This window comes from Streptomyces sp. NPDC054794 (genome assembly GCF_053611585.1).
This window is the reverse complement of sequence record NZ_JBSHAQ010000005.1, coordinates 20,376-44,585: the sequence shown is the minus strand read 5'-3', so window position 1 is coordinate 44,585 and position 24,210 is coordinate 20,376. Positions and strand designations below refer to the sequence as shown.

Sequence of the window (24,210 nt, the reverse complement as noted above, 5' to 3'; positions counted from 1 at the left end):
ATCATCCTCCTGGTCGGGCCGGTTGTGTGGCTTCCAGGAGTTCGGCGAGTTCCACCAGGTCGGTGCCGGTGAGACGGGGGAGTGTGCAGCCGGAGAGGGTGCGGCAGGCGTCCCGCCAGGCGGACGGGATGGAGGCGCCGCCGCCGAGCGCTCCGGTGAGGGCGCCCGCGAGGGCGGGGGCGGAGTCGGCGACCCGGGACAGGCAGGCGGCGGCGGGCACGGCCTCGGCGATGCGGCCGCCTGCCGCGGTGGCCAGGGCGAGGGCGACGGGGACGGTTTCGGCGGCGGCGATGCCGTAGCTGTAGACGTGGTCGACGATCTCGTGTTCGAGGAGGGGGATGAGGGCGAAGGAGCTCTCGGCGGCGTGCGCGAGCTGGAGCGCGCGGCGGGCGTTGCGGCCGATCTCGGTCTCCTCGGGCAGCTCGGCGAGCGCGGCCGTGACGCAGGCGCCGACGTCCGTTCCGGCCAGGGCGAGCGAGAGGGCCGCCGCCATGGCTCTGGCGCCGTGCACGCCGTCGCCGTCCTGGGTGTAGCGGGCGTCGAACTCGGCCAGTTCGGCGGCGCGGCGGGGGTCGCCGGGGTGGGCGACGGCCAGGACGCAGGCCCTGACGCAGGCCGCGTCGTCGAAGTAGTGCGGGTTGTCGTGGCCGGTGGCGGGCGGGCGCAGGCCGGTGGCGAGGTTGCCGAGTCCGGCGCGGACGGAGATGCGGGCGCGCAGGGGCAGGACCGCGGACTCGACCTCGGGGGCGCGTTCGGCCGCGGCGGCGACCTCGGAGGCCACGGCGCTCCAGGTGAGGTCGATGGCGGCGCGCGTCCGGCGCCCCCGGCTCAGGTCTCCGAGCACGGTGTCGTCACCGGCGCGCAGGACCGCCTCCGCGGCGAACACCGCCCACTCGGCGTCGTCGGAGGGGCCGAGGCGCAGCGGCTCCGGGGGCTGGTTGAGGGCGATAGGGACGGGCAGGGTGGTCGTCGCGTTCTGCTCGGCGAAGGTGTCCAGCTCGCGGGTCAGCCTGCGCGTCCACTCCGGCATCCGCGCGGCCCGGTGCCGCCCGGCGGGCCACCCGGCGGCGTCGCCCGCGGCGAGCCCGAGGAGTAGTCCTTCGACGCGACGGCTCGCCGTGGGGCGGGTGTCTGCAGGGTGGGTGTCCGTGGGGCGGGTGTCTGCACGGCCGGTCTCTGCCGGGCGGGTCTTTGTCCGGTGGGTCTCCGCACGGCAGGTTTCGCTGCCGACGGCTTCGGCAGGACCGGCTGCCGCGATACGCCAGGTTTCGATGGGGCGGGTCATGGCTGCACCTCGTCGTCGATGTCACCGGACACGGCAGGAGCCACCAGGGGACTCCGCCCCCTGACCCCCCGAACCTTCACCCACCCACCCCCCGACTCACCCGACTGAGCCCCGGCCCCACGACGCCCCGCCCGCGGCCCCCCACTCCGCTTGCCGGGAGAGGGATCCCGCACGGCATCCGGAACGCACTCCCGCCCCGGATCCGGCACCGACTCCCGTCCCCCGCTGGACACGGTGTTCCCCTCGGCCGTACCCGCCCCCGCCCTCTCCCAGGCCGGGCCCCGTGTCGCCGTGGGGAGGAAGGCCGGGTGCACCACGTCCGCTCCCCATTTGCCGCCCTCTCCCGGTACCAGGAGTTCGGCCACGTCCAGGACGTGGTGGCCGGACATGGAGGGGAGGCAGGTGCCGCGGGCCGGGCCGATGGCGGCGGCCCAGTCGGGAGGGATCGCCGTGATGCCCTGGGTGGCGCCGGCCAGGGCGCCGGCCACCGCGGCCGTGGTGTCGGCGTCGCGGCCCATGTTCACCGCCGTGAGGACGGCCTGCCGGAAGTCGCCGTCGCAGGCCGCGTACGCGCCGAAGGCGAGCGCCACCGCCTCGGGCGCGAGGTCGGTCCAGGGGTAGCCGCCGATCACGACGGCGGAGCGGACCGCCCGCTCGCCCCGATGGGCCACCGCCACCGCCCGGCGCAGCGAGCGGGCCGTCCAGGAGTCGTCGGGGACCACCGCAAGCGCGGAGGCGACGACCACGCTGGGCGGAGCGCCCGCCATCGCCGCCGCCACCCCGGCCGCGACCGCCTGGCCGCCGTAGATGCCCTCGCCGTCGTGGCTGACCGAGCCGTCGATGGCCACCAGCCGGGCCGCCTCGGCGGGGCGGCCCGCCGCGAACACCCCGAAGGGGGCCGCGCGCATGGCCAGCCCGTCGCTCCAGGCGTGCCGGTGCTGGGCCGAGATGGGCGCCGCGAGACCCCGGCGCAGGTTCTCCAGCGTGCCGCGCTCGCTGAAGCCCGCGCCCCGGAAGGGGCCCTCCTCCCGGTCGGCGATCCACTGGTGCCAGGCCGCCTCGACATGGCCCGGTGTCAGCGCCGAGCCGTGCCGGGCCAGCAGCAGCCCGGAGAAGATCGCGTACTCGGTGTCGTCGGTGCCGGACGGCTTCTCGGCGACGTACCCGGTGATGCGGCCCCAGCGGGCCCGGATCTCGGACGGTCTCAGGTTCTCGGCGGGTGCCCCGAGCGCGTCCCCGACGGCCAGTCCGAGCAGCGCGCCACGCGCCCGTTCACGGAGTTCGGCGGCGTCCCCGGGTGCCGGGACCGACGGAATGCCGGCGATCGATGCCATACGGGGATGTGTCCCACGGGAGCGCCGCCGGAGAGCCTGTCGGCCCGCAGCGTCACCCGGTCGACATGTGTGCAGTCCTCTACTCGGATGAGCAAAGCCAGGTAAAACCGCAGGTTAGCCCAGCCTTTCCTTGCTGGCGCGAAGGAATTTCGGAGCGTACGTTCAGTGTTGTCGAAAAGTAGAACACGTCCAAAAGTTAGCTTTGCCTAAGCATTCCTGGGGGATCCCTGTGGCCATCATCGACACCGAGGCCGCGCTGCACGAGGCGCACCGCGACAACCACACGCACCGTGACGTGAACGGCGGCTGGCTGCGCCCCGCCGTCTTCGGCGCGATGGACGGCCTGGTCTCCAACCTCGCCCTGATGACCGGCGTCGCGGGCGGCGCCGTCGGTCACCAGACCATTGTGATCACCGGGCTCGCCGGCCTCGCGGCGGGTGCCTTCTCCATGGCCGCCGGTGAGTACACCTCCGTCGCCTCGCAGCGCGAACTCGTCGAGGCCGAGCTGGACGTGGAGCGGCGCGAGCTGCGCAAGCACCCGCAGGACGAGGAGGCGGAGCTCGCCGCGCTGTACGAGGCCCGGGGCGTGGAGCCCGCGCTGGCCCGCGAGGTGGCCCGGCAGCTGTCCCGGGACCCCGAGCAGGCCCTGGAGATACACGCCCGCGAGGAACTCGGCATCGACCCCGGTGACCTGCCGTCCCCGCTGGTCGCGGCCGTGTCGTCGTTCGGCTCCTTCGCGCTGGGCGCCCTGCTGCCCGTACTGCCGTACCTGCTGGGCGCGGCCGCGCTGTGGCCCGCCGTGCTGCTCGCGCTCGCCGGGCTGTTCGGCTGTGGTGCCGTGGTGGCCAAGGTGACGGCGCGCACCTGGTGGTTCAGCGGTCTTCGGCAGCTCGCGCTCGGCGGTGCCGCGGCCGGTGTGACGTACGCCCTGGGCAGCTTGTTCGGAACGGCCGTAGGATGATCTCGATGCTACCTATGCGTTGGGCCGTATAAGTAGCCGTTACTCGCTGGTTTCAAACGCTTAACCACGGGGCATGAGCCGTAAGCGCTGCGGGCAATGAGGCCTGCCGTGCACCCGCGGGATGGGCGACACGCTCCTCCCGCCCCCCTCGCGGGCCAACCGGTGCCGATCTGATCGATCTTGTCCGGCTCGGTCCCCACACACTTTCAGCCGCCCGCGTGCGGCACCCTGCCGTCACCCACGGCACCCTGCCGCGACCCGGCGGCGTCCGCATGTTGGAACGGAGTATCCGGTTCCCGAGCATCGCTCCATCATGTAACCTGCACGAAATTTAGCCACACAGCAGAGGGCCAACGTCGTCCCTCGGCACTTGCCACATGCCACATGACGACGACGGGAGAGCCGATGCGTACGCCGCGCCAGCCGTCCCAGCATTCCGCGAATGGCCAGAACTGGTCGTTCATGGATGCTCGCCCTGCTGCGCAGGGTATGTACGACCCCCGCAATGAACACGACGCCTGTGGCGTCGGATTCGTGGCCACCCTGACCGGTGAGGCGAGCCACGCGCTGGTCGAACAGGCCCTCACGGTTCTGCGCAACCTGGAGCACCGCGGCGCCACCGGCTCCGAGCCCGACTCCGGCGACGGCGCGGGCATCCTCTCGCAGGTCCCGGACACCTTCTTCCGCGAGGTGGCCGGCTTCGACCTCCCCGCGGCGGGCTCCTACGCCGTCGGTATCGCCTTCCTCCCGGAGGAGGACACCGAGGACTCCGTCTCGAAGATCGAGACGATCGCGGCCGAGGAGGGCCTCACCGTCCTCGGCTGGCGCGAGGTCCCGGTCGCTCCCGAGCTGCTGGGCGCCACCGCCCGTTCGACCATGCCGACCTTCCGGCAGGTCTTCGTCGCCGACGGCGCCAGCGAGGGCATCGCGCTGGACCGCAAGGCGTTCGTCCTGCGCAAGCGCGCCGAGCGCGAGGCCGGTGTCTACTTCCCGTCCCTCTCGGCCCGCACCATCGTCTACAAGGGCATGCTGACCACCGGCCAGCTGGAGCCCTTCTTCCCGGACCTGTCCGACCGCCGCTTCGCCTCGGCCGTCGCGCTCGTCCACTCGCGCTTCTCCACGAACACCTTCCCGTCGTGGCCGCTCGCGCACCCCTACCGCTTCGTCGCGCACAACGGTGAGATCAACACCGTCAAAGGCAACCGCAACTGGATGCGCGCCCGTGAGTCGCAGCTGGTCTCCGACCTCTTCGGTGACCGGAACCTGGACCGCGTCTTCCCGGTCTGTACGCCGGACGCCTCCGACTCCGCCTCCTTCGACGAGGTGCTGGAGCTGCTGCACCTGGGCGGCCGCTCGCTGCCGCACTCGGTGCTGATGATGATCCCGGAGGCGTGGGAGAACCACGACTCCATGGACCCGGCCCGGCGCGCCTTCTACCAGTTCCACTCCACGATGATGGAGCCCTGGGACGGCCCCGCCTGCGTTACCTTCACCGACGGCACCCAGGTCGGCGCCGTGCTCGACCGCAACGGTCTGCGCCCCGGCCGCTACTGGGTCACCGACGAAGGCCTCGTGGTCCTCGGCTCCGAGGTCGGCGTCCTGGACATCGACCCGGCCAAGGTCGTCCGCAAGGGCCGCCTGCAGCCCGGCAAGATGTTCCTCGTCGACACCGCCGAGCACCGCATCATCGAGGACGACGAGATCAAGGCGACCCTCGCCGCCGAGCAGCCCTACGCCGAGTGGCTGGAGGCCGGCGAGATCGAGCTGGGCGACCTGCCCGAGCGCGAGCACATCGTCCACACCCACGCCTCGGTCACCCGCCGCCAGCAGACCTTCGGTTACACCGAGGAGGAGCTGCGCGTCATCCTGGCGCCCATGGCCAAGGCCGGCGCCGAGCCGATCGGTTCGATGGGCACGGACTCCCCGATCGCGGCCCTCTCCGAGCGCCCGCGGCTGCTCTTCGACTACTTCACCCAGCTGTTCGCGCAGGTCACCAACCCGCCGCTGGACGCCATCCGCGAGGAGCTCGTCACCTCGCTGCGCTCCTCGCTCGGCCCGGAGGGCAACCTCCTGGAGCCGAACGCGGCCTCCTGTCGCAGCGTGACCCTGCCCTTCCCGGTCATCGACAACGACGAGCTGGCCAAGCTCATCCACATCAACGCCGACGGCGACATGCCCGGCTTCAAGGCCGCGACCCTCTCGGGCCTGTACCGGGTGAGCGGCGGCGGTGACGCCCTCGCCGCGCGCATCGCCGAGATCTGCGCCGAGGCCGACGCCGCCATAGAGAACGGCGCCCGCCTGATCGTCCTGTCGGACCGCCACTCGGACGCCGAGCACGCGCCGATCCCCTCGCTGCTGCTCACCTCGGCCGTCCACCACCACCTCATCCGCACCAAGCAGCGCACCCACGTGGGCCTGCTGGTCGAGGCCGGCGACGTCCGCGAGGTCCACCACGTCGCCCTGCTCATCGGCTTCGGCGCCGCCGCGGTCAACCCGTACCTGGCCATGGAGTCCGTCGAGGACCTGGTCCGCGCGGGCACCTTCCTGCCGGGCATGGAGGCCGAGAAGGCCATCCGCAACCTGATCTACGCCCTCGGCAAGGGCGTCCTGAAGGTCATGTCCAAGATGGGCATCTCGACCGTCGCCTCCTACCGCGGCGCCCAGGTCTTCGAGGCCGTCGGCCTGGACGAGGGCTTCGTGGAGAAGTACTTCAACGGCACGGCCACCAAGATCGGCGGCGTCGGCATCGACGTCGTCGCCAAGGAGGTCGCCGCCCGCCACGCCAAGGCCTACCCGGCCTCCGGCATCGCTCCCGCGCACCGTGCGCTGGAGATCGGCGGCGAGTACCAGTGGCGCCGCGAGGGCGAGCCGCACCTGTTCGACCCGGAGACGGTCTTCCGCCTCCAGCACTCCACGCGCACCGGCCGCTACGACATCTTCAAGAAGTACACGGACCGCGTGAACGAGCAGTCCGAGCGCCTGATGACGCTGCGCGGCCTGTTCGGCTTCACGTCCGACCGGCAGCCGATCTCCATCGACGAGGTCGAGCCGGCGAGCGAGATCGTCAAGCGCTTCTCCACCGGCGCCATGTCGTACGGCTCCATCTCCAAGGAGGCGCACGAGACCCTCGCCATCGCCATGAACCAGCTGGGCGGCAAGTCCAACACCGGTGAGGGCGGCGAGGACCCGGAGCGTCTGTACGACCCGGCGCGCCGGTCCAGCATCAAGCAGGTCGCCTCCGGCCGCTTCGGTGTGACCTCCGAGTACCTGGTCAACGCGGACGACATCCAGATCAAGATGGCCCAGGGCGCCAAGCCCGGCGAGGGCGGCCAGCTGCCCGGCCACAAGGTCTACCCGTGGGTGGCCAAGACCCGGCACTCGACCCCGGGCGTCGGCCTGATCTCCCCGCCGCCGCACCACGACATCTACTCGATCGAGGACCTGGCGCAGCTGATCCACGACCTGAAGAACGCGAACCCGCGGGCGCGGATTCACGTGAAGCTGGTCTCCGAGGTCGGCGTCGGCACGGTCGCGGCCGGTGTGTCCAAGGCGCACGCGGACGTGGTCCTGATCTCCGGTCACGACGGCGGCACCGGTGCGTCCCCGCTGACCTCGCTCAAGCACGCCGGCGGTCCCTGGGAGCTCGGCCTCGCCGAGACCCAGCAGACGCTGCTGCTCAACGGCCTGCGCGACCGCATCGTCGTGCAGACCGACGGCCAGCTGAAGACCGGCCGTGACGTCGTCATCGCCGCGCTGCTCGGCGCCGAGGAGTTCGGTTTCGCGACCGCGCCGCTCGTCGTCTCCGGCTGCATCATGATGCGCGTCTGCCACCTGGACACCTGCCCGGTCGGCGTCGCCACCCAGAACCCGGTGCTGCGCGACCGCTTCACCGGCAAGGCCGAGTACGTGGTGAACTTCTTCCAGTTCATCGCCGAGGAGGTCCGCGAGATCCTCGCCGAGCTGGGCTTCCGCTCCATCGAGGAGGCCGTCGGCCACGCCGAGGCGCTCGACGTCACCCGGGCCGTCGACCACTGGAAGGCGCAGGGCCTGGACCTGGAGCCGCTGTTCCACGTGCCCGAGCTGCCCGACGGCGCGGTCCGCCACCGGATCGTCGAGCAGGACCACGGTCTGGAGAAGGCGCTGGACAACGAGCTGATCAAGCTCGCCGCCGACGCCCTGGCCGCCGACTCGGCGACCGACGCCCAGCCGGTGCGCGCCCAGGTCGCGATCCGCAACATCAACCGCACGGTCGGCACCATGCTCGGCCACGAGGTGACGAAGAAGTTCGGCGGCGCGGGTCTGCCCGACGACACCGTCGACATCACCTTCACGGGCTCGGCCGGCCAGTCCTTCGGCGCCTTCCTGCCGCGCGGCGTCACGCTGCGCCTGGAGGGCGACGCCAACGACTACGTCGGCAAGGGCCTGTCCGGCGGCCGTGTGATCGTCCGCCCGGACCGGGCCGCCGACCACCTCGCCGAGTACTCGACGATCGCGGGCAACACCATCGCGTACGGCGCGACCGGCGGTGAGCTGTTCCTGCGCGGCCGCACTGGCGAGCGGTTCTGCGTCCGCAACTCCGGTGCGACGGTGGTCTCCGAGGGCGTGGGCGACCACGGCTGCGAGTACATGACCGGCGGTCACGCGGTGGTCCTCGGCGAGACGGGCCGCAACTTCGCGGCCGGCATGTCCGGTGGCGTCGCCTATGTCATCGACCTGAACCGCGACAACGTCAACGTCGGCAACCTGGAGTGCGTCGAGGCGCTCGACGACGCCGACCGGCAGTGGCTGCACGACGTGGTGCGCCGGCACCAGGAGGAGACGGGCTCCACCGTCGCCGAGAAGCTGCTCGCCGAGTGGGACACCGCCGTGCAGCGCTTCAGCAAGATCATCCCCAGCACGTACAAGGCAGTGCTCGCCGCCAAGGACGCCGCCGAGCGAGCCGGTCTCTCCGAGACCGAGACCCACGAGAAGATGATGGAGGCGGCGATCAATGGCTGACCCGAAGGGCTTCCTGAACCACGGCCGTGAGGTCGCGCAGACCCGTCCCGTCAGCGAGCGCCTCAAGGACTGGAACGAGGTCTACGTCGCCGGATCCCTGCTGCCGATCATCAGCAAGCAGGCCAGCCGGTGCATGGACTGCGGCATCCCGTTCTGCCACAACGGCTGTCCGCTGGGGAACCTGATCCCCGAGTGGAACGACTACGCCTACCGCGAGGACTGGGCGGCCGCCTCCGAGCGCCTGCACGCGACCAACAACTTCCCGGAGTTCACCGGTCGCCTCTGCCCGGCCCCCTGCGAGTCGGCGTGCGTGCTCGGCATCAACCAGCCCGCCGTCACCATCAAGAACGTCGAGGTCTCGATCATCGACCAGGCGTGGGAGACCGGGGACGTCGCCCCGCAGGCGCCCGAGCGCCTGTCCGGCAAGACGGTCGCGGTCATCGGCTCGGGCCCGGCGGGCCTGGCCGCCGCCCAGCAGCTGACCCGGGCGGGCCACACCGTCGCCGTCTACGAGCGCGCGGACCGCGTCGGCGGCCTCCTGCGGTATGGCATCCCCGAGTTCAAGATGGAGAAGCGGCACATCAACCGCCGCATCGAGCAGATGCGCGCGGAGGGCACCCGCTTCCGTACCGGCATCGAGATCGGCCGCGACCTCAAGGCGACCGACCTCAAGAAGCGGTACGACGCGGTCGTCATCGCCGCCGGTGCCACGACCGCCCGTGACCTGCCGGTCCCCGGCCGCGAGCTCAAGGGCGTCTACCAGGCGATGGAGTACCTGCCGCTGGCCAACAAGGTCCAGGAGGGCGACTACGTCACCGCCCCGGTCTCGGCCGAGGGCAAGCACGTCGTCGTCATCGGCGGCGGCGACACCGGCGCCGACTGCGTGGGCACCGCCCACCGTCAGGGCGCGGCCTCCGTCACGCAGCTGGAGATCATGCCCCGCCCGGGCGACGAGCGGAACAACGTCAGCCAGCCGTGGCCGACCTTCCCGATGCTCTACAAGGTCACCAGCGCCCACGAGGAGGGCGGCGAGCGGGTCTACTCCGTCTCGACCACGCACTTCGAGGGCGACGAGGACGGCAACGTCCAGTGGCTGCACCTGATCGAGGTCGAGTTCGTCGACGGCAAGCTGACCCAGAAGCCGGGCACGGAGCGCAAGATCCCGGCCCAGCTGGTCACCCTCGCGATGGGCTTCACCGGCACCGACCGGGAGAACGGCCTGGTCGAGCAGTTCGGCCTGGAGCTCGACGAGCGCGGCAACATCGCCCGCGACGCCGACTTCCAGACCAACGTGCCGGGCGTGTTCGTCGCCGGTGACGCCGGCCGCGGCCAGTCGCTCATCGTGTGGGCCATCGCGGAGGGCCGCTCGGCCGCCCGCGGCTGCGACCGCTTCCTGACCGGTGCCAGCGACCTGCCGGCCCCGATCCGCCCGACGGACCGCGCACTGACGGTCTGACGGCGACAACGGGAACCTGACGTTCCCTCATACAACGTCCCGTACAAAGGCGTACGGAACACCGACGGCGCCTGCCCCACTGTCCCCGACCGGACGACCGGGCAGGCGTCGGCGCATGTGCGGACCCCTCAGCCCGAACCGGCCCGCAGCCCCTCGAACTTGACGGTGGCGTCCTCGGTGTACGCCCCCACCCGGCCCCGGTTGTAGGGGCGTTCGGTGTCCGTGAAGGTCACCAGCGGCTTCCCGTCCACCGACACCGCGAGCACCGCGCCCTGCTGCTCCACGCGCACCGTGTACCAGTCACCCACGGGGTACTTCGTGCGCCCCGTCGCCAGGAAGCGCTGGCCGCCCGGATAGGCGGGGTCCCGCTTGCCCAGCTCCCAGCCGTTGGGCTTGAGGGTGATGTAGTAGAAGTGCTCCGGATCGGTGTACGCCCACACCAGCCACGGCACCTCCCACGGGTTCGGGTCGGGATCCCGCAGCTGCCGCACCGTCCGTATCCGGGCCTCGTACCGCACATCGGTGTACGAGGCGATGCTCACCACCAGCCCCGCGTGCGTGGTGCCCGGGTCCTCCGCGGCCCTGGGGGACAGCGACAGGGAGTCGTCGTCGCCCACGTTCGTGCCGTGGCCGTTGAACACCGACAGCCAACGGCCGTGTGTCGAGCCGTCGATCCAGGGCGCGGGAGGCGGCGCGTCGTCGCCCCGGCACTGGGTGAGGGTGACCGACAGCAGGGCGGTCAGCGTGAGGACCAGGGCCAGGGCACTGAGCAGGCGGCCCCTGCGCCCCGGCGGGATCAGTGGGATCCGGCGGACGGGGCGCAGGGGTGTCTGAGTCATGCCGTCGAGTATGGCCCGGAGGCGGTGAGGCCGACCGGCACATCGGCGGCGAAGTCCTCGGCCAGTTGGGCGAGTACGCGCGTGGTGGCCCGTCCGTCGCCGAACGGGTTGCCCGCGCCGGCCATCCTGCGGTACTCCGCCGGATCGTCCAGCAGCCGCTCGGCCCAGGTCACGATGGCCTCCGGATCCGTGCCGATCAGCCGGGCGGCGCCCACCTCGACCGCCTCCGGGCGTTCGGTGGTCGTACGCAGCACCAGCGCGGGCTTGCTCAGGCTCGGCGCCTCCTCCTGGATGCCGCCGGAGTCGGTGAGCACGAGGTCGCACTCGGCCAGCGTGGCCGCGAAGTCCAGGTAGTCGAGCGGTTCGACGAGCGAGATGCCGGCGTGGCCGTCGAGTTCGGGCAGCAGCGCGTCCCGCACGGCCGGGCTCTTGTGCAGCGGCAGCACGATCTCCACGTCCCCGCGCCCCGCGAGCCGGGTGAGCGCCCGGCCCATGCCGCGCATCCGTTCGCCCTGGTTCTCCCGGCGGTGCAGGGTGACGAGGATCCGTTTGGCTTCGGTGCGGAACGCGGAGGTGCCGGTGCCCTCGGCCAGCACCCACAGCAGGTTGTCGATCACGGTGTTGCCGGTGGTGAACACCTGCTCCACCGGGACGCCCTCCTCGGTCAGGTGCCGGGCCGCGGCCGGGGTCGGCGCGAAGTGCCAGCGGGCGATGCGGCCGATGAGGCTGCGGTTGAGCTCCTCCGGGAAGGGGTTGTCGATCACCCCGGTGCGCAGCCCGGCCTCGACATGGGCGACCGGGATCTTCTCGTAGAACGCGGCCAGCGCGCCGGCCAGCGCGGTCGTGGTGTCCCCCTGCACCACGACCAGGTCCGGCCGCTGCTCCCGCATGACCTCGCCGAGCTCGCCGACCAGACGGGCGGTCAGTTCGGACAACTGCTGGCGGCTGCGCATCACGTCGAGCGCGATCCGTACATCGACGCATAGCAGGCCGAGCATCTGGTGGAGCATCTCGCGGTGCTGTCCCGTGGTGACGACGATCGGCTCGAACTGCGGGCTGTCGGCCATCGCCCGCGCCACCGGCGCCAGTTTGATCGCCTCCGGCCGGGTGCCGAGGACGAGCATGGCGCGTACGGGCATGACTGAGACAGGTGTGGACATGGAAGGCCCCCCTAGGGCACGCGTGGTCGTCGCAGGACCGCGCGAGAGCGTGAGCGGTGCGGAGAAGAGATGAGAGAGAAGGTGCGATGAGAGCGATGAGAGCGATGAGAGAAGGTGAGACGAGAGAAGGCGCGGCGGGTACGTCGCGAGCGCGGGACGGACGTCCTCAGGTGCGCGCGGTCTTCAGCCAGGTCTGCTTGCCGGTGAGCATCCGCCAGAACCCCCACCAGCCGGCGGCGAACCAGATGTAGCCGTAGAAGACGAAGACGTGGGCGAGGAGCACACAGCGCACCAGTCCCAGCCGGCGCTCACGCTTGAAGTACACGAAGCCGTACGTGTAGGCGGCCGTGAACGAGAGCACATAGGGCCCGAGCAGCCACATGGGCGACACGAGCGCGTGTCCCACCTGGACGGAGGCCACCACGGTGGCGCCCAGGGCGACCAGGAAGGAGACGGGCAGCAGCGAGGTCAGCAGGATCAGCACCGGGCTGGACAGGTGGTAGAGCATGTCCAGCGCGGGCCGGGTCGGCACGTCCCGCAGGATGAGCGGGACGAGACCGGCGGACTGCAGATGTCCCTGGAACCAGCGGGATCGCTGCCGGACCAGGCGCCGCAGACTGAGCACGGCCTGCTGGGACACCGCGGCGGTGGTGCAGTGCATGTTGGTCCAGCCCTTGGCGATCAGCCGCACCCCGAGGTCGAGGTCCTCGGTCAGGCTGTCGCTCCACGGACCGTTCCCGTCCAGGGTGTTGAGCGCCGACAGCCGCATGAACTGCCCGTTCCCGCCCATGCCCACGCTGCCTATGAACCGGCGTGCGCTCTGGAACACGTCGCCGTAGACGACGAACTCCATGTCCTGCATGCGCGCGAGGAGCCCCTGGTGACGGTTGTACATACGGACGCAGACCTGAACCGCGCCCGTACGAGGGTCGTCGAAGTAGGGGTCGACCGACTGCACGACGTGCGGATCGAGCCGCCCGTCGGCGTCGACCACGCACAGGACCACGTCCGCCGGGTCGTACCCGGCGAGCAGGCCGGACTCCCTGAGGTGCCGCACCCCGTCGTTGAGTGCGGCACCCTTGCCCCGGCGGCAGTCGGGTGGTGTGCGCCGGTGCACATGAACGAGGTTCGGGTCGGCGGCCCGGGCGATCTGATAGGTGCGATCTTCCGAGCCGTCATCGATCACCAGTGCCATGAAATTCCCGACGGGCAGCGAGGTGATGCGCGCCAGGCTTTCGGAAAGGACTTTTTCCTCGTTCAGGCATGCGATGAGAAATACGTAGAAGCGTTCTCTCCGGTCGGTCCGGGAGCGGCGAATTCTGCGCCGCGAGAGAAGGAATAGGCTCGTGTTGTAACAGCCGGCCATCACAATGAGAGTGATGCTCGACCACAGGAGCAACTCAACGATCACGACTGCCCCCGGTATGCATCCGCATCCTGGTCGCCTGCCGACGCAGATGTACCCGGGCCAGCAGTATCAGGCAGGCCGTGAGGCAATAGAACAGGAATCCGGCCCCGGCTATCGCCTGTAGCGCTTTGGCCAAAGGTAGGCCGGGTATTGCTTCTGGTGCGGCCATCGCCCCGGCAAGAGGCAGCAGTGCCCCCAAGGCGGGTCGTCCGTACATTTTCCCCCCACATTTCGATGCGCGTCCCCAGCGCGCGAAGGTGAACGTAGCAGACCTCCATGAGGCCTACGAAGCGAAACCGGAAAAAGGCCATGTGGGGGCTTCCGGCGGTGTCTGATGGTCCGGCGGGAATTCACCCTTCTGCCCATTGACACCCTTCGTGCACCGCCAGAAGAATCAGTGCCTTCTTGCCAGCAAAAGCCTTTGCCAATGATTGGCAAAGTGGGGGGAAGATCGTGAGACCTTTCAACTCGTCCCGGAGGCGGGGAACCTCCAGGATGTCCGTCGCTCTGCTGCTCGTCACCGCCGTGTTCAGCGGCACGTTCCTGGCCGCCGGCGCCCAGGCGGCCGGGGAGCAGCAGCCCCGCCCCGGCGAGGCCGGCGGCACCGCATCAGGACTCAGCCGCGTCGACCTCAAGGGCTGGGCGCAGTCCCAGCTCACGGCCGACGAGGCCCGCCACGACCGACCGCAGACCACAACCACCCTCGCGACCGCGGCCGGCCTCCCGGTCCGCACCGCGAGCGCCGTGACCCAGCAGGCGGCCGCCCTGCTCGCCCCGGCGGACGCCGCGGCCGCCGCCGACCCGTCCGCCCTCGTGCTCTACGACACGGCCGGCCCCTACGGACAGCTGGGCGAGCTGTACGCGATGGCCACGGCCAACCTGACCGGCCACTTCGGCACGGTGACGGCCAAGCCGGTCCAGCAGTACACCGCCGGGATGATCGACTCGTACTCCACGGTGATCTACATCGGCTCGACCTACTACGGCGGCACCGTCCCGGACGCCATCCCGGCCGCCTTCTACCAGGACGCCTCCACCAGCACGAAGCCCGTGATCTGGATGGGCGCCAACATCTGGGGCATGGCCAACGCGGTGGGGGACACCCAGTTCACGCAGAAGTACGGCTGGGACCCGACGACGTCGTACTACGAGGACGGCGGCACGGTGGGCAACGTCACGCAGGTGACGTACCGCGGTCAGACCCTGACCCGCACCATCCCCGCCGGGCAGGACGGCGGCGTGCTGCGCCCCAACGTCCTGGCCGGCACGGGATATCCGGCCGTCACCCGGCTCGCGGAGGGCCTGGACAGCTCCAACGGACACACCTTCGGCTGGGCGGTCCGCTCGTCCAACCTCACCTACATCGGTGAGATCCCCTTCGCCTACGTCTCCGAGAGCGACCGCGTCATCGCCTTCGAGGACCTGCTCTTCGACGCCCTCGCCCCGGCCACCGCCGAGCGGCACCGCGCCGTGGTGCGCCTGGAGGACATCAGCCCCGACTCGGATCCCACCGAGCTCCGGGCGATGGCCGACTACCTCTACTCGCAGCACATCCCCTACGGCATCAACGTGATCCCCGTCTACACGGACCCCAACGGCGCCTACAACAACGGTGTCCCGCAGACGGTCACGCTCGTCCAGCGCCCGCAGGTGGTCAGCGCACTCAAGTACATGCTGAGCCGGGGCGCGGTCCTGATGGACCACGGCTACACGCACCAGTACGGCAACGTGGCCAACCCCTACAACGGGGTGACCGGTGACGACTTCGAGTTCTACCGGGCACACGTCGACGCCGCGAACAACGTCGTCTACGACGGGCCCGTCGCCGAGGACTCCGCCCTGTGGGCGCAGACCCGGGTGACCAGCGCGCTCACCCAGTTCCTCCTCGCGGGCCTGCCCCGGCCGACCCTGTGGACCACCCCGCACTACGCGGGCTCGGCGGCCGACTACAAGGTCTTCAGCTCCAACTTCTCGGCGCGGCTGGAGCGTTCGCTCTACTTCGCCGGGACGCTGAGCGGGAGCTCGTCCGACCCGAACCGGTTCATCGGGCAGTTCTTCCCCTACGTGGTGAAGGACGTGTACGGCACCAAGGTGCTGCCCGAGAACATCGGCAACTACGAGCCGGAGGCCTACAACAACCACCCGGCCCGGCTGCCGGCCGACCTCGTCGACTCGGCCCGGGCCAACCTCGCGGTCCGCGACGGCGTCGCGAGCTTCTTCTACCACCCCTACTACCCGGTGCAGCCGCTGAAGGACACCATCGACGGCATCAAGGCACTCGGCTACACCTTCGTCAGCCCGGCGGCGCTGTGACGGCGACTGCCCTCAAGAGGAGGACCGTCGCCGTCATGGCGGCGGTCCTCCTCGCCGTCACCGGCTGCTCGTCCACCGGCCCGGCCGCGGCCGGCCACGGCGGCACCGGGGCCTCCCGCTCCCATCCCGCCGCCCCGACGATGCGCGGCATCACCCTGCCCTCCTGGTACCGCACCGACTACGACAGCCCGGCCGCGCCCCGCTATCTGCGCGGCATCCGGGCCGCCGGGGCCCGCTGGGTCACCTTCACCCCGACCTGGTACCAGGACCGGGTCACCGACGCCTCCGCGCACCGGACGGAGGAGACCGCGAGCGACGCGAGTCTGCGCCGGATCGTGAAGCGGGCCCACGCGGCCGGCCTCAAGGTGATGATCAAGCCGCACGTGGACCTGCCCGGCGACATCGACCGCGCCGAGATCCGCCCCCGCGACCGGGCCGCCTGGTTCGCCGCGTACCGCCGCTTCATCACGCACTACGCCGGCCTCGCCGCCGCCACCGGCACCGAGCAGTTCGCCGTCGGCACCGAACTCGCCGGGGTCTCCGGCGACACCGCCGCCTGGACGAAGCTGATCGAGGCGGTCCGGGCCCACTACGACGGACCGCTGACCTACGCCGCCAACTACGACGAGTACCAGCACATCCGGTTCTGGAAGCGGCTCGACGTCATCGGCATCGACGCCTACTGGCCCCTGTCGGACCGGCCCACCACCGACAGCGCCCGCCTCGCCAGGGCCTGGACCCCGATCCGCACCCGTCTCGCCGCCTTCGCCGCCCGGCAGGACCGGCGCATCCTGTTCACCGAGGCGGGCTACGTCAGCCAGCGCGGCTCGACCACCGCCCCCTACTCCTGGACCGTCAGCAAACAGGCGGACACCGCCGAACAGGCCGCCGCCTACCGCGCCCTGCTCGACTCCTTCGAGGGCCGCAGGTGGTGGGCCGGGGTGTGCTGGTGGATGTGGGACGATTGGCCGAACAGCGGCGAGACCCCGACCGGCCTGTCCTACACCCCCCGCGGCAAGCCGGCGGAGGAGGTGCTACGCCAAAAGTGGTCCCCCTGACCACCCACCCACCCACCGGACCCACCCGAACCGGGCGAGCCACGGACGACAACATCGCCCCCTCGCCCGGCTTCGCGTGCTCGCCGGGCCCGGCTACCCGGCGCCGCCCGTCAGTTCCGTGGCCTTGGTGATCGTCAGGATCACCAGCAGCGCGAGCATCGCCACGCACACCGTGGCCTGGATCAGGGCCCGGCGGGGGCCCCGGGGTACGTACGCGTAGGCCAGTGTCACCGCGGCGCCCGTCAGTAGGCCGCCGAGGTGGCCCTGCCAGGACGTGGCCCACGCGGAGATCACCAGCCACAGCAGCAGGCCCGCCATGAAGCGGTTGACGGCGTTCATGTCGGCGCCCAGGCGGCGGGCCATGACGTAGTACGCGGCACCCAGCCCGAAGATCGCGCCGGACGCGCCGAGCGTGGGTGTCTCGGGCGCGATCAGCAGCACCAGGACCGAGCCGCCGAGCGCCGACAGCAGATACAGGGCCGTGAACCGCACGCGGCCCAGCTGCGCCTCCACCACCCGGCCCAGGTTCCACAGCGACACCATGTTCATCACGATGTGCAGGATGCCGAACGTGCCCTCGGTGGGCGGCAGGTGCAAGAACGCCCCGGTCAGCAGCCGGTACCACTCCCCGTGGGCCACGCCCTCCGGCAGATAGCCCGCGGGCACGGTCCCCAGCATGTCGAACCGGTCCACCACCGAGGGGCGCGCCAACTCGGCGAGATAGGCGAGCACATTGAGCCCGATGAGGACGTACGTCACCATCGGCACGGCCGTGATCCGGCCGCCGAACGCGGTGCGCGCCTGCCGTACCGACCGGGCGCCCTCCCGCACGCACTCCACGCACTGGTGACCGACGGCCGCCTCGCGCATGCAGTCGGGGCAGATGTACCCGTCGCAGCGGGTACAGCGGACGTGGGACTCCACCTTGGGATGGCGGTAGCAGGTAGTGACGGTGGACTCGGGGGATTCGGCATCCACGGCCGGCTCCTCGGAAGGGGTGGGGACAGGGGGTGAGAGCCGGTGGGGACGGCGGCGAACAAAATAGCGAACTGGTGTGACAGCGGAGAGAGGAGGGGCACCTGATCACGTACTCTCGGTCTCCGGAACGGGAGCGAGGGGGAGTCCTGATGGCCGCGATCAGTCTCAGCAAGCTGGAGGAGACCGCGCCCGCGCTGGTCGGCCCCTACCGCACCGCCGGTGTGTCCCTCACCAAGCACGGGCTGGACGGCCTGCGGGCCGCCGTCTACCTGGTGGTCGACTACTCCGGCTCGATGAAGCCGTACTACAAGGACGGCAGCGTGCAGGCGCTCGCCGACCGCGTGCTCGGTCTGTCCGCGCACCTCGACGACGACGGCCGGGTACCGGTGGTGTTCTTCTCGACGGACATCGACGCCGTCACCGACATCGCCCTCGCCGATCACCACGGCCGTATCGACCGGATCGCGGCCGGGCTCGGGCACATGGGCAAGACCAGCTACCACCTGGCGATGGACGCGGTCATCGACCACTACCTCGACAGCGGCTCCACCGCCCCCGCCCTCGTCGTCTTCCAGACCGACGGCGGCCCGATCAACAAGCTCGCCGCGGAACGCTACCTGTGCAAGGCGGCCAGGCTGCCGCTGTTCTGGCAGTTCATCGGCTTCGGCGACCGGAGCAGCAAGCAGTTCGACTTCCTGCGCAAGCTGGACGAGCTGGCGGTGCCCGGCAGGCGGGCGGTGGACAACGCGGGCTTCTTCCACGCCGGTTCGGATCCGCGCCGGGTGTCCGACGCCGAGCTGTACGACCGGATCGTGGGCGAGTTCCCGCAGTGGCTCGCGGCCGCCCGGGCCCAGGGGATCGTACGGACCTGATCGATCCGGCGTCCGGTACGTACCGTTGGCTTGGCCGTGCCGCCGTGCCACCCTGAGGTCATCCGCTGGGGGAGGCGACGCGACGCATGGACGACGGCGCACGAACGGTCGACGGAGCGGCACGGACGGGCGGTTCCGTCCACGAGGGCTCCGTCCACGAGGGGTCCGCCCGCACGGGCCCGGTACGCGAGGGCACCGCCCGCAGGGGCGAGCCCGGCAAGGGTGAGAAGTTCGCCGACTGGACCGACGGACGGCTCGGGCTCTACGCCCTCGCCAAGTCCAACATGCGCAAGGTGTTCCCGGACCACTGGTCCTTCATGCTCGGCGAGGTCTGTCTCTACAGCTTCCTCGTCCTGATCCTCACCGGCATCTACCTCACGCTCTTCTTCGAACCGAGCGGTGCCGAGGTCGTCTACCACGGCTCCTACGGCCCGCTCAACGGCATCGTGATGACCAAGGCGTACGAGTCGACGCTGCACATCAGCTTCGACGTACGCGGCGGCCTGCTGATCCGGCAGATCCACCACTGGGCGGCGCTGGTCTTCGTCGCCGGCATGCTCGTGCACATGATGCGGGTGTTCTTCACCGGCGCGTTCCGCAAGCCGCGCGAGCTCAACTGGGTGTTCGGCTGGACCCTGCTGTTCCTCGCCATCCTCACCGGCCTGACCGGCTACTCGCTCCCGGACGACCTGCTCTCCGGCACCGGCATCCGCTTCGCCGACGGCGCGATCCTGTCCATCCCGATCGTGGGAACGTACATCTCCTTCTTCCTGTTCGGAGGAGAGTTCCCCGGCCACGACATCATCCCGCGGCTCTTCCCGGTCCACGTCCTGCTGCTGCCCGGGATCATGCTGGGCCTGGTCGTGGTCCACCTGATCCTGGTCTTCTACCACAAGCACACCCAGTACCCCGGCCCCGGACGGGACCAGAAGAGCGTGGTCGGCATGCCCTTCCTCCCCGTCTACATGGCCAAGGCCGGCGGCTTCTTCTTCCTCACCTTCGGCGTCCTCGCGCTGCTCGGCGGGATCGCCAGCATCAACCCCGTGTGGGCCTTCGGGCCCTACCGCCCCGATCTGGTGACCACCGGTGCGCAGCCCGACTGGTACCTCGGCTTCTCCGAGGGCCTGATCCGGGTGATGCCGGGATGGGAGATCAACGCCTGGGGCCACACCCTGGTGCCGGGCGTCCTCATCCCGTTCTCGCTCTTCCCGCTGATCCTGCTCGCCATCGGCGTCTACCCCTTCTTCGAGGCGTGGATCACCGGCGACAAACGCGAACACCACATCCTGGACCGGCCGCGCAACGCCCCCGTGCGCACCGGGCTCGGCGTGGCCTGGCTGAGCCTGTACGGGGTGCTGCTGATCGGCGGCGGCAACGACATCGTGGCCACCCATCTCCATCTGTCGATCAACCTGATCACCTGGTTCGTCAGGATCGCCGTCTTCGTCGTGCCGGTCCTCGCCTTCGTGGTGACCAAGCGGGTCTGTCTCGGACTGCAGCGCCGGGACCGGGACAAGGTGCTGCACGGCCGGGAGACCGGAGTCATCAGGCGGCTCCCGCACGGCGAGTACGTCGAGGTCCACGAACCCCTCACCCAGGACCGGCTGTTCACCCTCACCCAGCACGAGCAGAACCCGCCGTACGAGCTCGGCCCCCTTCAGGACGCCAACGGGGTGCGGCGGCAGGTCACGGTGTCCCAGCGGGTGCGGGCCCGGCTGGCCCGGGCGATGTTCGGGCCCGACACGCACATCCCGAAGCCGACGCGCGAGGAGTACCGGGAGCTCACCAGCGGCGATCACCACCACTGAGGACCAGGCCCCGGCACGCGTCGGGACCGCCCCAGGCCGTGCGCAGGACACGGGCCTTGGTCAGCCACAGGGACAGCTCGTACTCGGCGGTGTACCCGATCGCGCCGTGCAGTTGCAGCGCCGCGCGGGCGGTGGTGTACGCCGCCTCGCAAGCCGTCAGCTTGGCGGCGGCCACGTCCGCCGGATCCCTGGTCAGCGCGGCGCCGAAAACCAGGGGCCGGGCGAATTCGAGGGCGATGGCCGCGTCGGCCAGCCGGTGCTTCACCGCCTGGAACGAGCCGACGGGGACGCCGAACTGAGTGCGCTGGCGGACGTAGGCGACCGTCTTGTCGAGGAGGGCGAGACCGACGCCGAGGGCTTGGGCGGCGGTGGCGAGACGGGCCCGGGCGAGCGCCTGCTCGACGGCCGCGGCGACCTGCGGTCCGGCGGCGAGGAGTTCACCGCCGGTGGGAGAGGGGAAGAGCCGGCGGGTCGGGTCGAGGGACGGGATCGGGGCGTGGGACCGGACCGGCGGAGCCAGGCGCAATTCGGCGGTCCGGGTCTTTGCCGGGTCTGCTTCGGCCGCGCGCGTCGAGCCGTGCGAGGGCGCCGCCGTCAGGAGTACGTCCGCCGCGTCCGCGTCCAGCATGCGTGCTGCCCCCACGGCCAGGGTGGCCGTCGTCTCGCCCGAGGCCAGCTCGGGCAGCAGCCGTTTGGCCGGGCCCGTGTCGTCCAGCGCCGTGAGCAGGGCGGCCGCCGCCACCGTCTCCACCAGTGGGCCGGGCACCGCGTGCCGCCCCAGTTCCACGAAGGCCACGGCGAGCTCCACCGGGAGCGGCCCGAACCCCCCGTACGCCTCCGGAACCGCCAGCCCGAACACCCCCGCCTCCGCGAGCCGGGACCACAGCGCGCGGCCGCTCGCCCGCTCGCCGAGGCTCCAGTCCCGGGCGACCGACGGCGTGTCCGCGGCCGTGAGCATCGCGTGCAGGGAGTCGGCGAAGGCGCGTTGCTCGGGGTCGAGGAGGAAGCGCATCAACGGCGTCCCTTCGGCAGGCCGAGCAGACGCTCGGCGATGATGTCCCGCTGGATCTCGTTCGTGCCCGCGTAGATGGGGCCGGCGAGGGAGAAGACATAGCCCTCCGCCCAGGCGCCGTCCGCCCGCTCGCCCTCGTCGCCCAGGAGATCGAGCGCCGTCTCGTGCAGCGCGAGGTCGTACTCGGACCAGAAGACCTTGTTCAGGCTGGACCGCGGCCCGATCGTCTCGCCGTCCAGGAAGCGGGAGGCGGCCGCGTAGGTGAACAGCTGGTAGGCGCGGGCGCCGATCAGGGCGTCGGCCACCCGGGCGCGCGCGGACTCCGGGCTGCCCTGGGTCCACCACAACGCGCGGAGCCGGTCGGCACAGGCGAGGAAGCGGCCGGGCGAGCGCAGCGTCAGCCCGCGTTCGTTGCCCGCCGTCGACATGGCGATCCGCCAGCCCTCGCCGGGCGCGCCGATCACGTCCTCGTCCGGTACGAACACCTCGTCCAGGAACAGCTCGGCGAACGCGGGCTTCCCGTCGAGGCGGCCGATCGGGCGGACCGTGACACCGGGCGCCCGCAGGTCGAACATGAGGTAGGTCAGGCCCTGGTGGGGCCTGGGCAGGCCGGGATCGGTGCGGAAGAGCCCGAAGGCCCGCTCGGCGAACGCGGCCCGCGACGACCATGTCTTCAGCCCGCTCAGCAGCCAGCCCCCGTCCGTGCGCACGGCCCGGGAGGTGAGGGACGCCAGGTCGGAGCCCGCCTCCGGCTCGGACCAGGCCTGCGCCCAGATCACCTCGCCCCGGGCCATCGGCGGCAGCACCCGCGCGCGCTGCTCGTCCGTGCCGTGGTCGAAGAGGGTCGGGGCGAGCAGACTGATGCCGTTCTGGCTCACTCGGCCCGGCGCGCGCGCCGCGTAGTACTCCTCCTCGAAGATCAGCCACCGCATCAGCCCCGCCCCCCGGCCGCCGTACTCCGGCGGCCAGGACACCACCGACCAGTGGTCCACGGCCAGTTCGGCCTCCCAGGCGCGGTGCGCGGCGAAGCCCTCCGCGGTCTCCAGGGAGGGCAGCGGTACTGCGGGCACGTGCGCCCGGAGCCAGGCGCGGGCCTCGGCGCGGAACTCCTCGTCCGCCGGAGCGTGGGTGAGGTCCACGGTGACCGTCCTTCCCTGGTCGCCAACCTTCCCTAACAAGTGTTTGGTAGGTTAGCGTGGCCCCATGACAGGCGTCGAGAGTCCGGAGTACGTGCCCGGGCACGGGCTGCTGAAGGGGCGCACCGCCGTCATCACCGCGGCGGCCGGCGCCGGGATCGGCGGGGCGACCGCGCGCCGCTTCCTGGAGGAGGGCGCGCGCGTGCTGATCAGCGACGCGCACGCGCGCCGGCTGAAGGAGCACGAGGTCGAACTGGTCCGCGCACACCCGGGATCCGTCACCGCGCTCCCCTGTGACGTCACCGACGAGTCCCAGGTGCGGGCCCTGTTCGACACCGCCGTGCGGGACCACGGGCGGCTGGACATCGTCGTCAACAACGCCGGACTGGGCGGGACCTGCGACCTGGTCGACATGACCGACGAGCAGTGGTCCCGCGTCCTGGACGTGACGCTGAACGGCACCTTCCGGTGCACCCGGGCGGCGCTGCGCGCGATGCAGCGGAGCGGCGGCGTGATCGTCAACAACGCCTCCGTCGTCGGCTGGCGCGCCCAGGCCGGGCAGGCGCACTACGCCGCCGCGAAGGCGGGCGTCATGGCCCTGACCAGGTGCGCGGCCGTGGAGGGCGCCGCCTACGGGGTGCGGGTCAACGCGGTGGCACCGAGCCTCGCCATGCACCCCCACCTCGTGAAGGTGACCACCCCCGAACTGCTGGAGGAGCTCACCGCCCGCGAGGCCTTCGGGCGGTACGCGGAGCCGTGGGAGGTGGCCAACGCGATCGTCTTCCTGGCCTCCGGCTATTCCTCGTATCTGACCGGAGAGGTCGTCTCCGTCAGCAGCCAGCATCCGTGAGGGGACGGTGCAGACCACAATGGACCCGTGCCGACCAAGAAGAACCCCCAGGTGACCGCCGCGAAGAAGGCCCGGGCGAGTGCCGAGAACAACGCCCGGGCGAGCGCCGGGAAGAAGCCCGCCGCCGCCGAGAAGAAGCCCGCGGCCACCGCTGCTCAAGCCCGGCGCCGCGAGCTCCTCGGCACGGCCGCCGAGGTCTTCGCCGAACAGGGCTACAACGCCACCACCGTACGGAAGATCGCGGACCACGCGGGCATGCTCGCGGGCAGCCTCTACTACCACTTCGACTCCAAGGAGTCGATGCTGGAGGAGATCCTGCGGACCTTCCTCGACGAGCTCTGGGACGGCTACGACACCGTCCTGGCCGCCGGACACGGCCCGCGCGAGACGCTGGAGGCGCTGGTCACCGAGTCGTTCCGGGAGATCGACCGGCACCGCGCCGCCGTCGCGATCTACCAGAAGGAATCCAGACAGCTGGTCGCGCAGGAGCGGTTCACGTTCCTCGCCGACTCGCAGCGCAAGTTCGAGAAGGCGTGGCTGTCCACGCTGGAGCGCGGGGTCGCCGCGCGCGTCTTCCGGGACGACCTCGACGTCCGGCTCACCTACCGCTTCGTGCGCGACACGGTCTGGGTCGCGGCGTCCTGGTACCGGCCCGGCGGACTGCACAGCCCGGAGGAGATCGCCCGCCAGTACCTGTCGATGGTGCTGGACGGGATCGCCGTCCGCACGTGACTCACTGGGG

General features: G+C 71.0%; 17 protein-coding genes. 9 read left to right on the top strand and 8 right to left on the bottom strand.

Going from position 1 to position 24,210, the window contains the following annotated elements; translation table 11 throughout:
• Window position 1: 1 nt before the first annotated feature.
• Both ACWGKT_RS06560 and ACWGKT_RS06555 read right to left on the bottom strand, forming a co-directional pair.
• The gene (locus ACWGKT_RS06560) at window positions 2-1,285 is read right to left on the bottom strand and encodes an ADP-ribosylglycohydrolase family protein (RefSeq protein ID WP_453272752.1); all 1,284 of its coding nucleotides are present in this window, start codon (window positions 1,283-1,285) and stop codon (window positions 2-4) included.
• Window positions 1,282-2,619: an ADP-ribosylglycohydrolase family protein gene (locus tag ACWGKT_RS06555; protein WP_453272751.1), complete on the bottom strand. Its 1,338-nt coding sequence runs from the start codon at window positions 2,617-2,619 to the stop codon at window positions 1,282-1,284. Before ACWGKT_RS06555 ends, ACWGKT_RS06560 begins: the two co-directional genes overlap by 4 nt.
• 229 nt (window positions 2,620-2,848) lie before the next feature.
• Here ACWGKT_RS06555 and ACWGKT_RS06550 point away from each other — a divergent pair, with 229 nt between their 5' ends.
• From ACWGKT_RS06550 to ACWGKT_RS06540, 3 genes are all read left to right on the top strand, one after another.
• Window positions 2,849-3,580 carry a VIT1/CCC1 transporter family protein gene (locus ACWGKT_RS06550; protein WP_356140648.1) on the top strand — a complete coding sequence of 244 codons (732 nt, stop codon included), beginning with the start codon at window positions 2,849-2,851 and terminating at the stop codon, window positions 3,578-3,580.
• Window positions 3,581-3,985: 405 nt separating this feature from the next.
• Entirely contained in the window at window positions 3,986-8,578 is a 4,593-nt protein-coding gene (gene gltB, locus ACWGKT_RS06545) for a glutamate synthase large subunit (protein ID WP_453272750.1), read from the top strand.
• Entirely contained in the window at window positions 8,571-10,034 is a 1,464-nt protein-coding gene (locus ACWGKT_RS06540; RefSeq protein WP_453272749.1) for a glutamate synthase subunit beta, read from the top strand. The genes gltB and ACWGKT_RS06540 overlap by 8 nt, the downstream gene beginning before the upstream one ends.
• Before the next feature lie 128 nt (window positions 10,035-10,162).
• On the opposite strand, the gene ACWGKT_RS06535 is transcribed toward ACWGKT_RS06540, so the two are convergent.
• From ACWGKT_RS06535 to ACWGKT_RS06525, 3 genes are all read right to left on the bottom strand, one after another.
• Entirely contained in the window at window positions 10,163-10,873 is a 711-nt protein-coding gene (locus tag ACWGKT_RS06535) for a family 16 glycoside hydrolase (RefSeq protein WP_453272748.1), read from the bottom strand.
• On the bottom strand, window positions 10,870-12,033 hold the full coding sequence (wecB, locus tag ACWGKT_RS06530) for a non-hydrolyzing UDP-N-acetylglucosamine 2-epimerase (protein ID WP_356140640.1): 1,164 nt from the start codon (window positions 12,031-12,033) through the stop codon (window positions 10,870-10,872). Before wecB ends, ACWGKT_RS06535 begins: the two co-directional genes overlap by 4 nt.
• 166 nt (window positions 12,034-12,199) lie before the next feature.
• Entirely contained in the window at window positions 12,200-13,399 is a 1,200-nt protein-coding gene (locus tag ACWGKT_RS06525; RefSeq protein ID WP_453272747.1) for a glycosyltransferase, read from the bottom strand.
• Window positions 13,400-13,936: 537 nt separating this feature from the next.
• On the opposite strand from ACWGKT_RS06525, the gene ACWGKT_RS06520 reads away from it, so the two are divergent.
• Together ACWGKT_RS06520 and ACWGKT_RS06515 are read left to right on the top strand one after the other, a co-directional pair.
• A complete protein-coding gene (locus ACWGKT_RS06520) occupies window positions 13,937-15,754 on the top strand; it encodes a DUF2334 domain-containing protein (protein ID WP_453272746.1) in 1,818 nt (605 codons plus the stop codon).
• A 35-nt stretch (window positions 15,755-15,789) separates the two neighbouring features.
• Window positions 15,790-16,812 carry a glycoside hydrolase family 113 gene (locus tag ACWGKT_RS06515; RefSeq protein WP_453272745.1) on the top strand — a complete coding sequence of 341 codons (1,023 nt, stop codon included), beginning with the start codon at window positions 15,790-15,792 and terminating at the stop codon, window positions 16,810-16,812.
• A gap of 93 nt (window positions 16,813-16,905) precedes the next feature.
• On the opposite strand, the gene ACWGKT_RS06510 is transcribed toward ACWGKT_RS06515, so the two are convergent.
• Complete coding sequence (locus ACWGKT_RS06510) at window positions 16,906-17,790, bottom strand: rhomboid family intramembrane serine protease (protein WP_453272744.1); 885 nt, start codon at window positions 17,788-17,790, stop codon at window positions 16,906-16,908.
• A 149-nt stretch (window positions 17,791-17,939) separates the two neighbouring features.
• Here ACWGKT_RS06510 and ACWGKT_RS06505 point away from each other — a divergent pair, with 149 nt between their 5' ends.
• Window positions 17,940-18,662, top strand: coding sequence for a vWA domain-containing protein (locus ACWGKT_RS06505; protein ID WP_453272743.1), 723 nt, complete (start codon window positions 17,940-17,942; stop codon window positions 18,660-18,662).
• Window positions 18,663-18,748: 86 nt separating this feature from the next.
• On the top strand, window positions 18,749-20,470 hold the full coding sequence (gene qcrB / locus ACWGKT_RS06500; protein ID WP_453272742.1) for a cytochrome bc1 complex cytochrome b subunit: 1,722 nt from the start codon (window positions 18,749-18,751) through the stop codon (window positions 20,468-20,470).
• On the opposite strand, the gene ACWGKT_RS06495 is transcribed toward qcrB, so the two are convergent.
• Both ACWGKT_RS06495 and ACWGKT_RS06490 read right to left on the bottom strand, forming a co-directional pair.
• Complete coding sequence (locus ACWGKT_RS06495; protein WP_453272741.1) at window positions 20,445-21,482, bottom strand: acyl-CoA dehydrogenase family protein; 1,038 nt, start codon at window positions 21,480-21,482, stop codon at window positions 20,445-20,447. The two genes, qcrB and ACWGKT_RS06495, sit on opposite strands and share 26 nt — an antisense overlap.
• Window positions 21,482-22,621 (bottom strand): acyl-CoA dehydrogenase family protein, encoded by a 1,140-nt coding sequence (locus tag ACWGKT_RS06490; RefSeq protein ID WP_453272740.1) that lies wholly within the window; start codon window positions 22,619-22,621, stop codon window positions 21,482-21,484. The genes ACWGKT_RS06495 and ACWGKT_RS06490 overlap by 1 nt, the downstream gene beginning before the upstream one ends.
• Window positions 22,622-22,685: 64 nt before the next feature.
• On the opposite strand from ACWGKT_RS06490, the gene ACWGKT_RS06485 reads away from it, so the two are divergent.
• Both ACWGKT_RS06485 and ACWGKT_RS06480 read left to right on the top strand, forming a co-directional pair.
• Window positions 22,686-23,468, top strand: coding sequence for an SDR family oxidoreductase (locus tag ACWGKT_RS06485; RefSeq protein WP_453272739.1), 783 nt, complete (start codon window positions 22,686-22,688; stop codon window positions 23,466-23,468).
• Window positions 23,469-23,519: 51 nt separating this feature from the next.
• Window positions 23,520-24,200, top strand: coding sequence for a TetR/AcrR family transcriptional regulator (locus ACWGKT_RS06480; protein ID WP_453272888.1), 681 nt, complete (start codon window positions 23,520-23,522; stop codon window positions 24,198-24,200).
• Window positions 24,201-24,210: the final 10 nt, after the last annotated feature.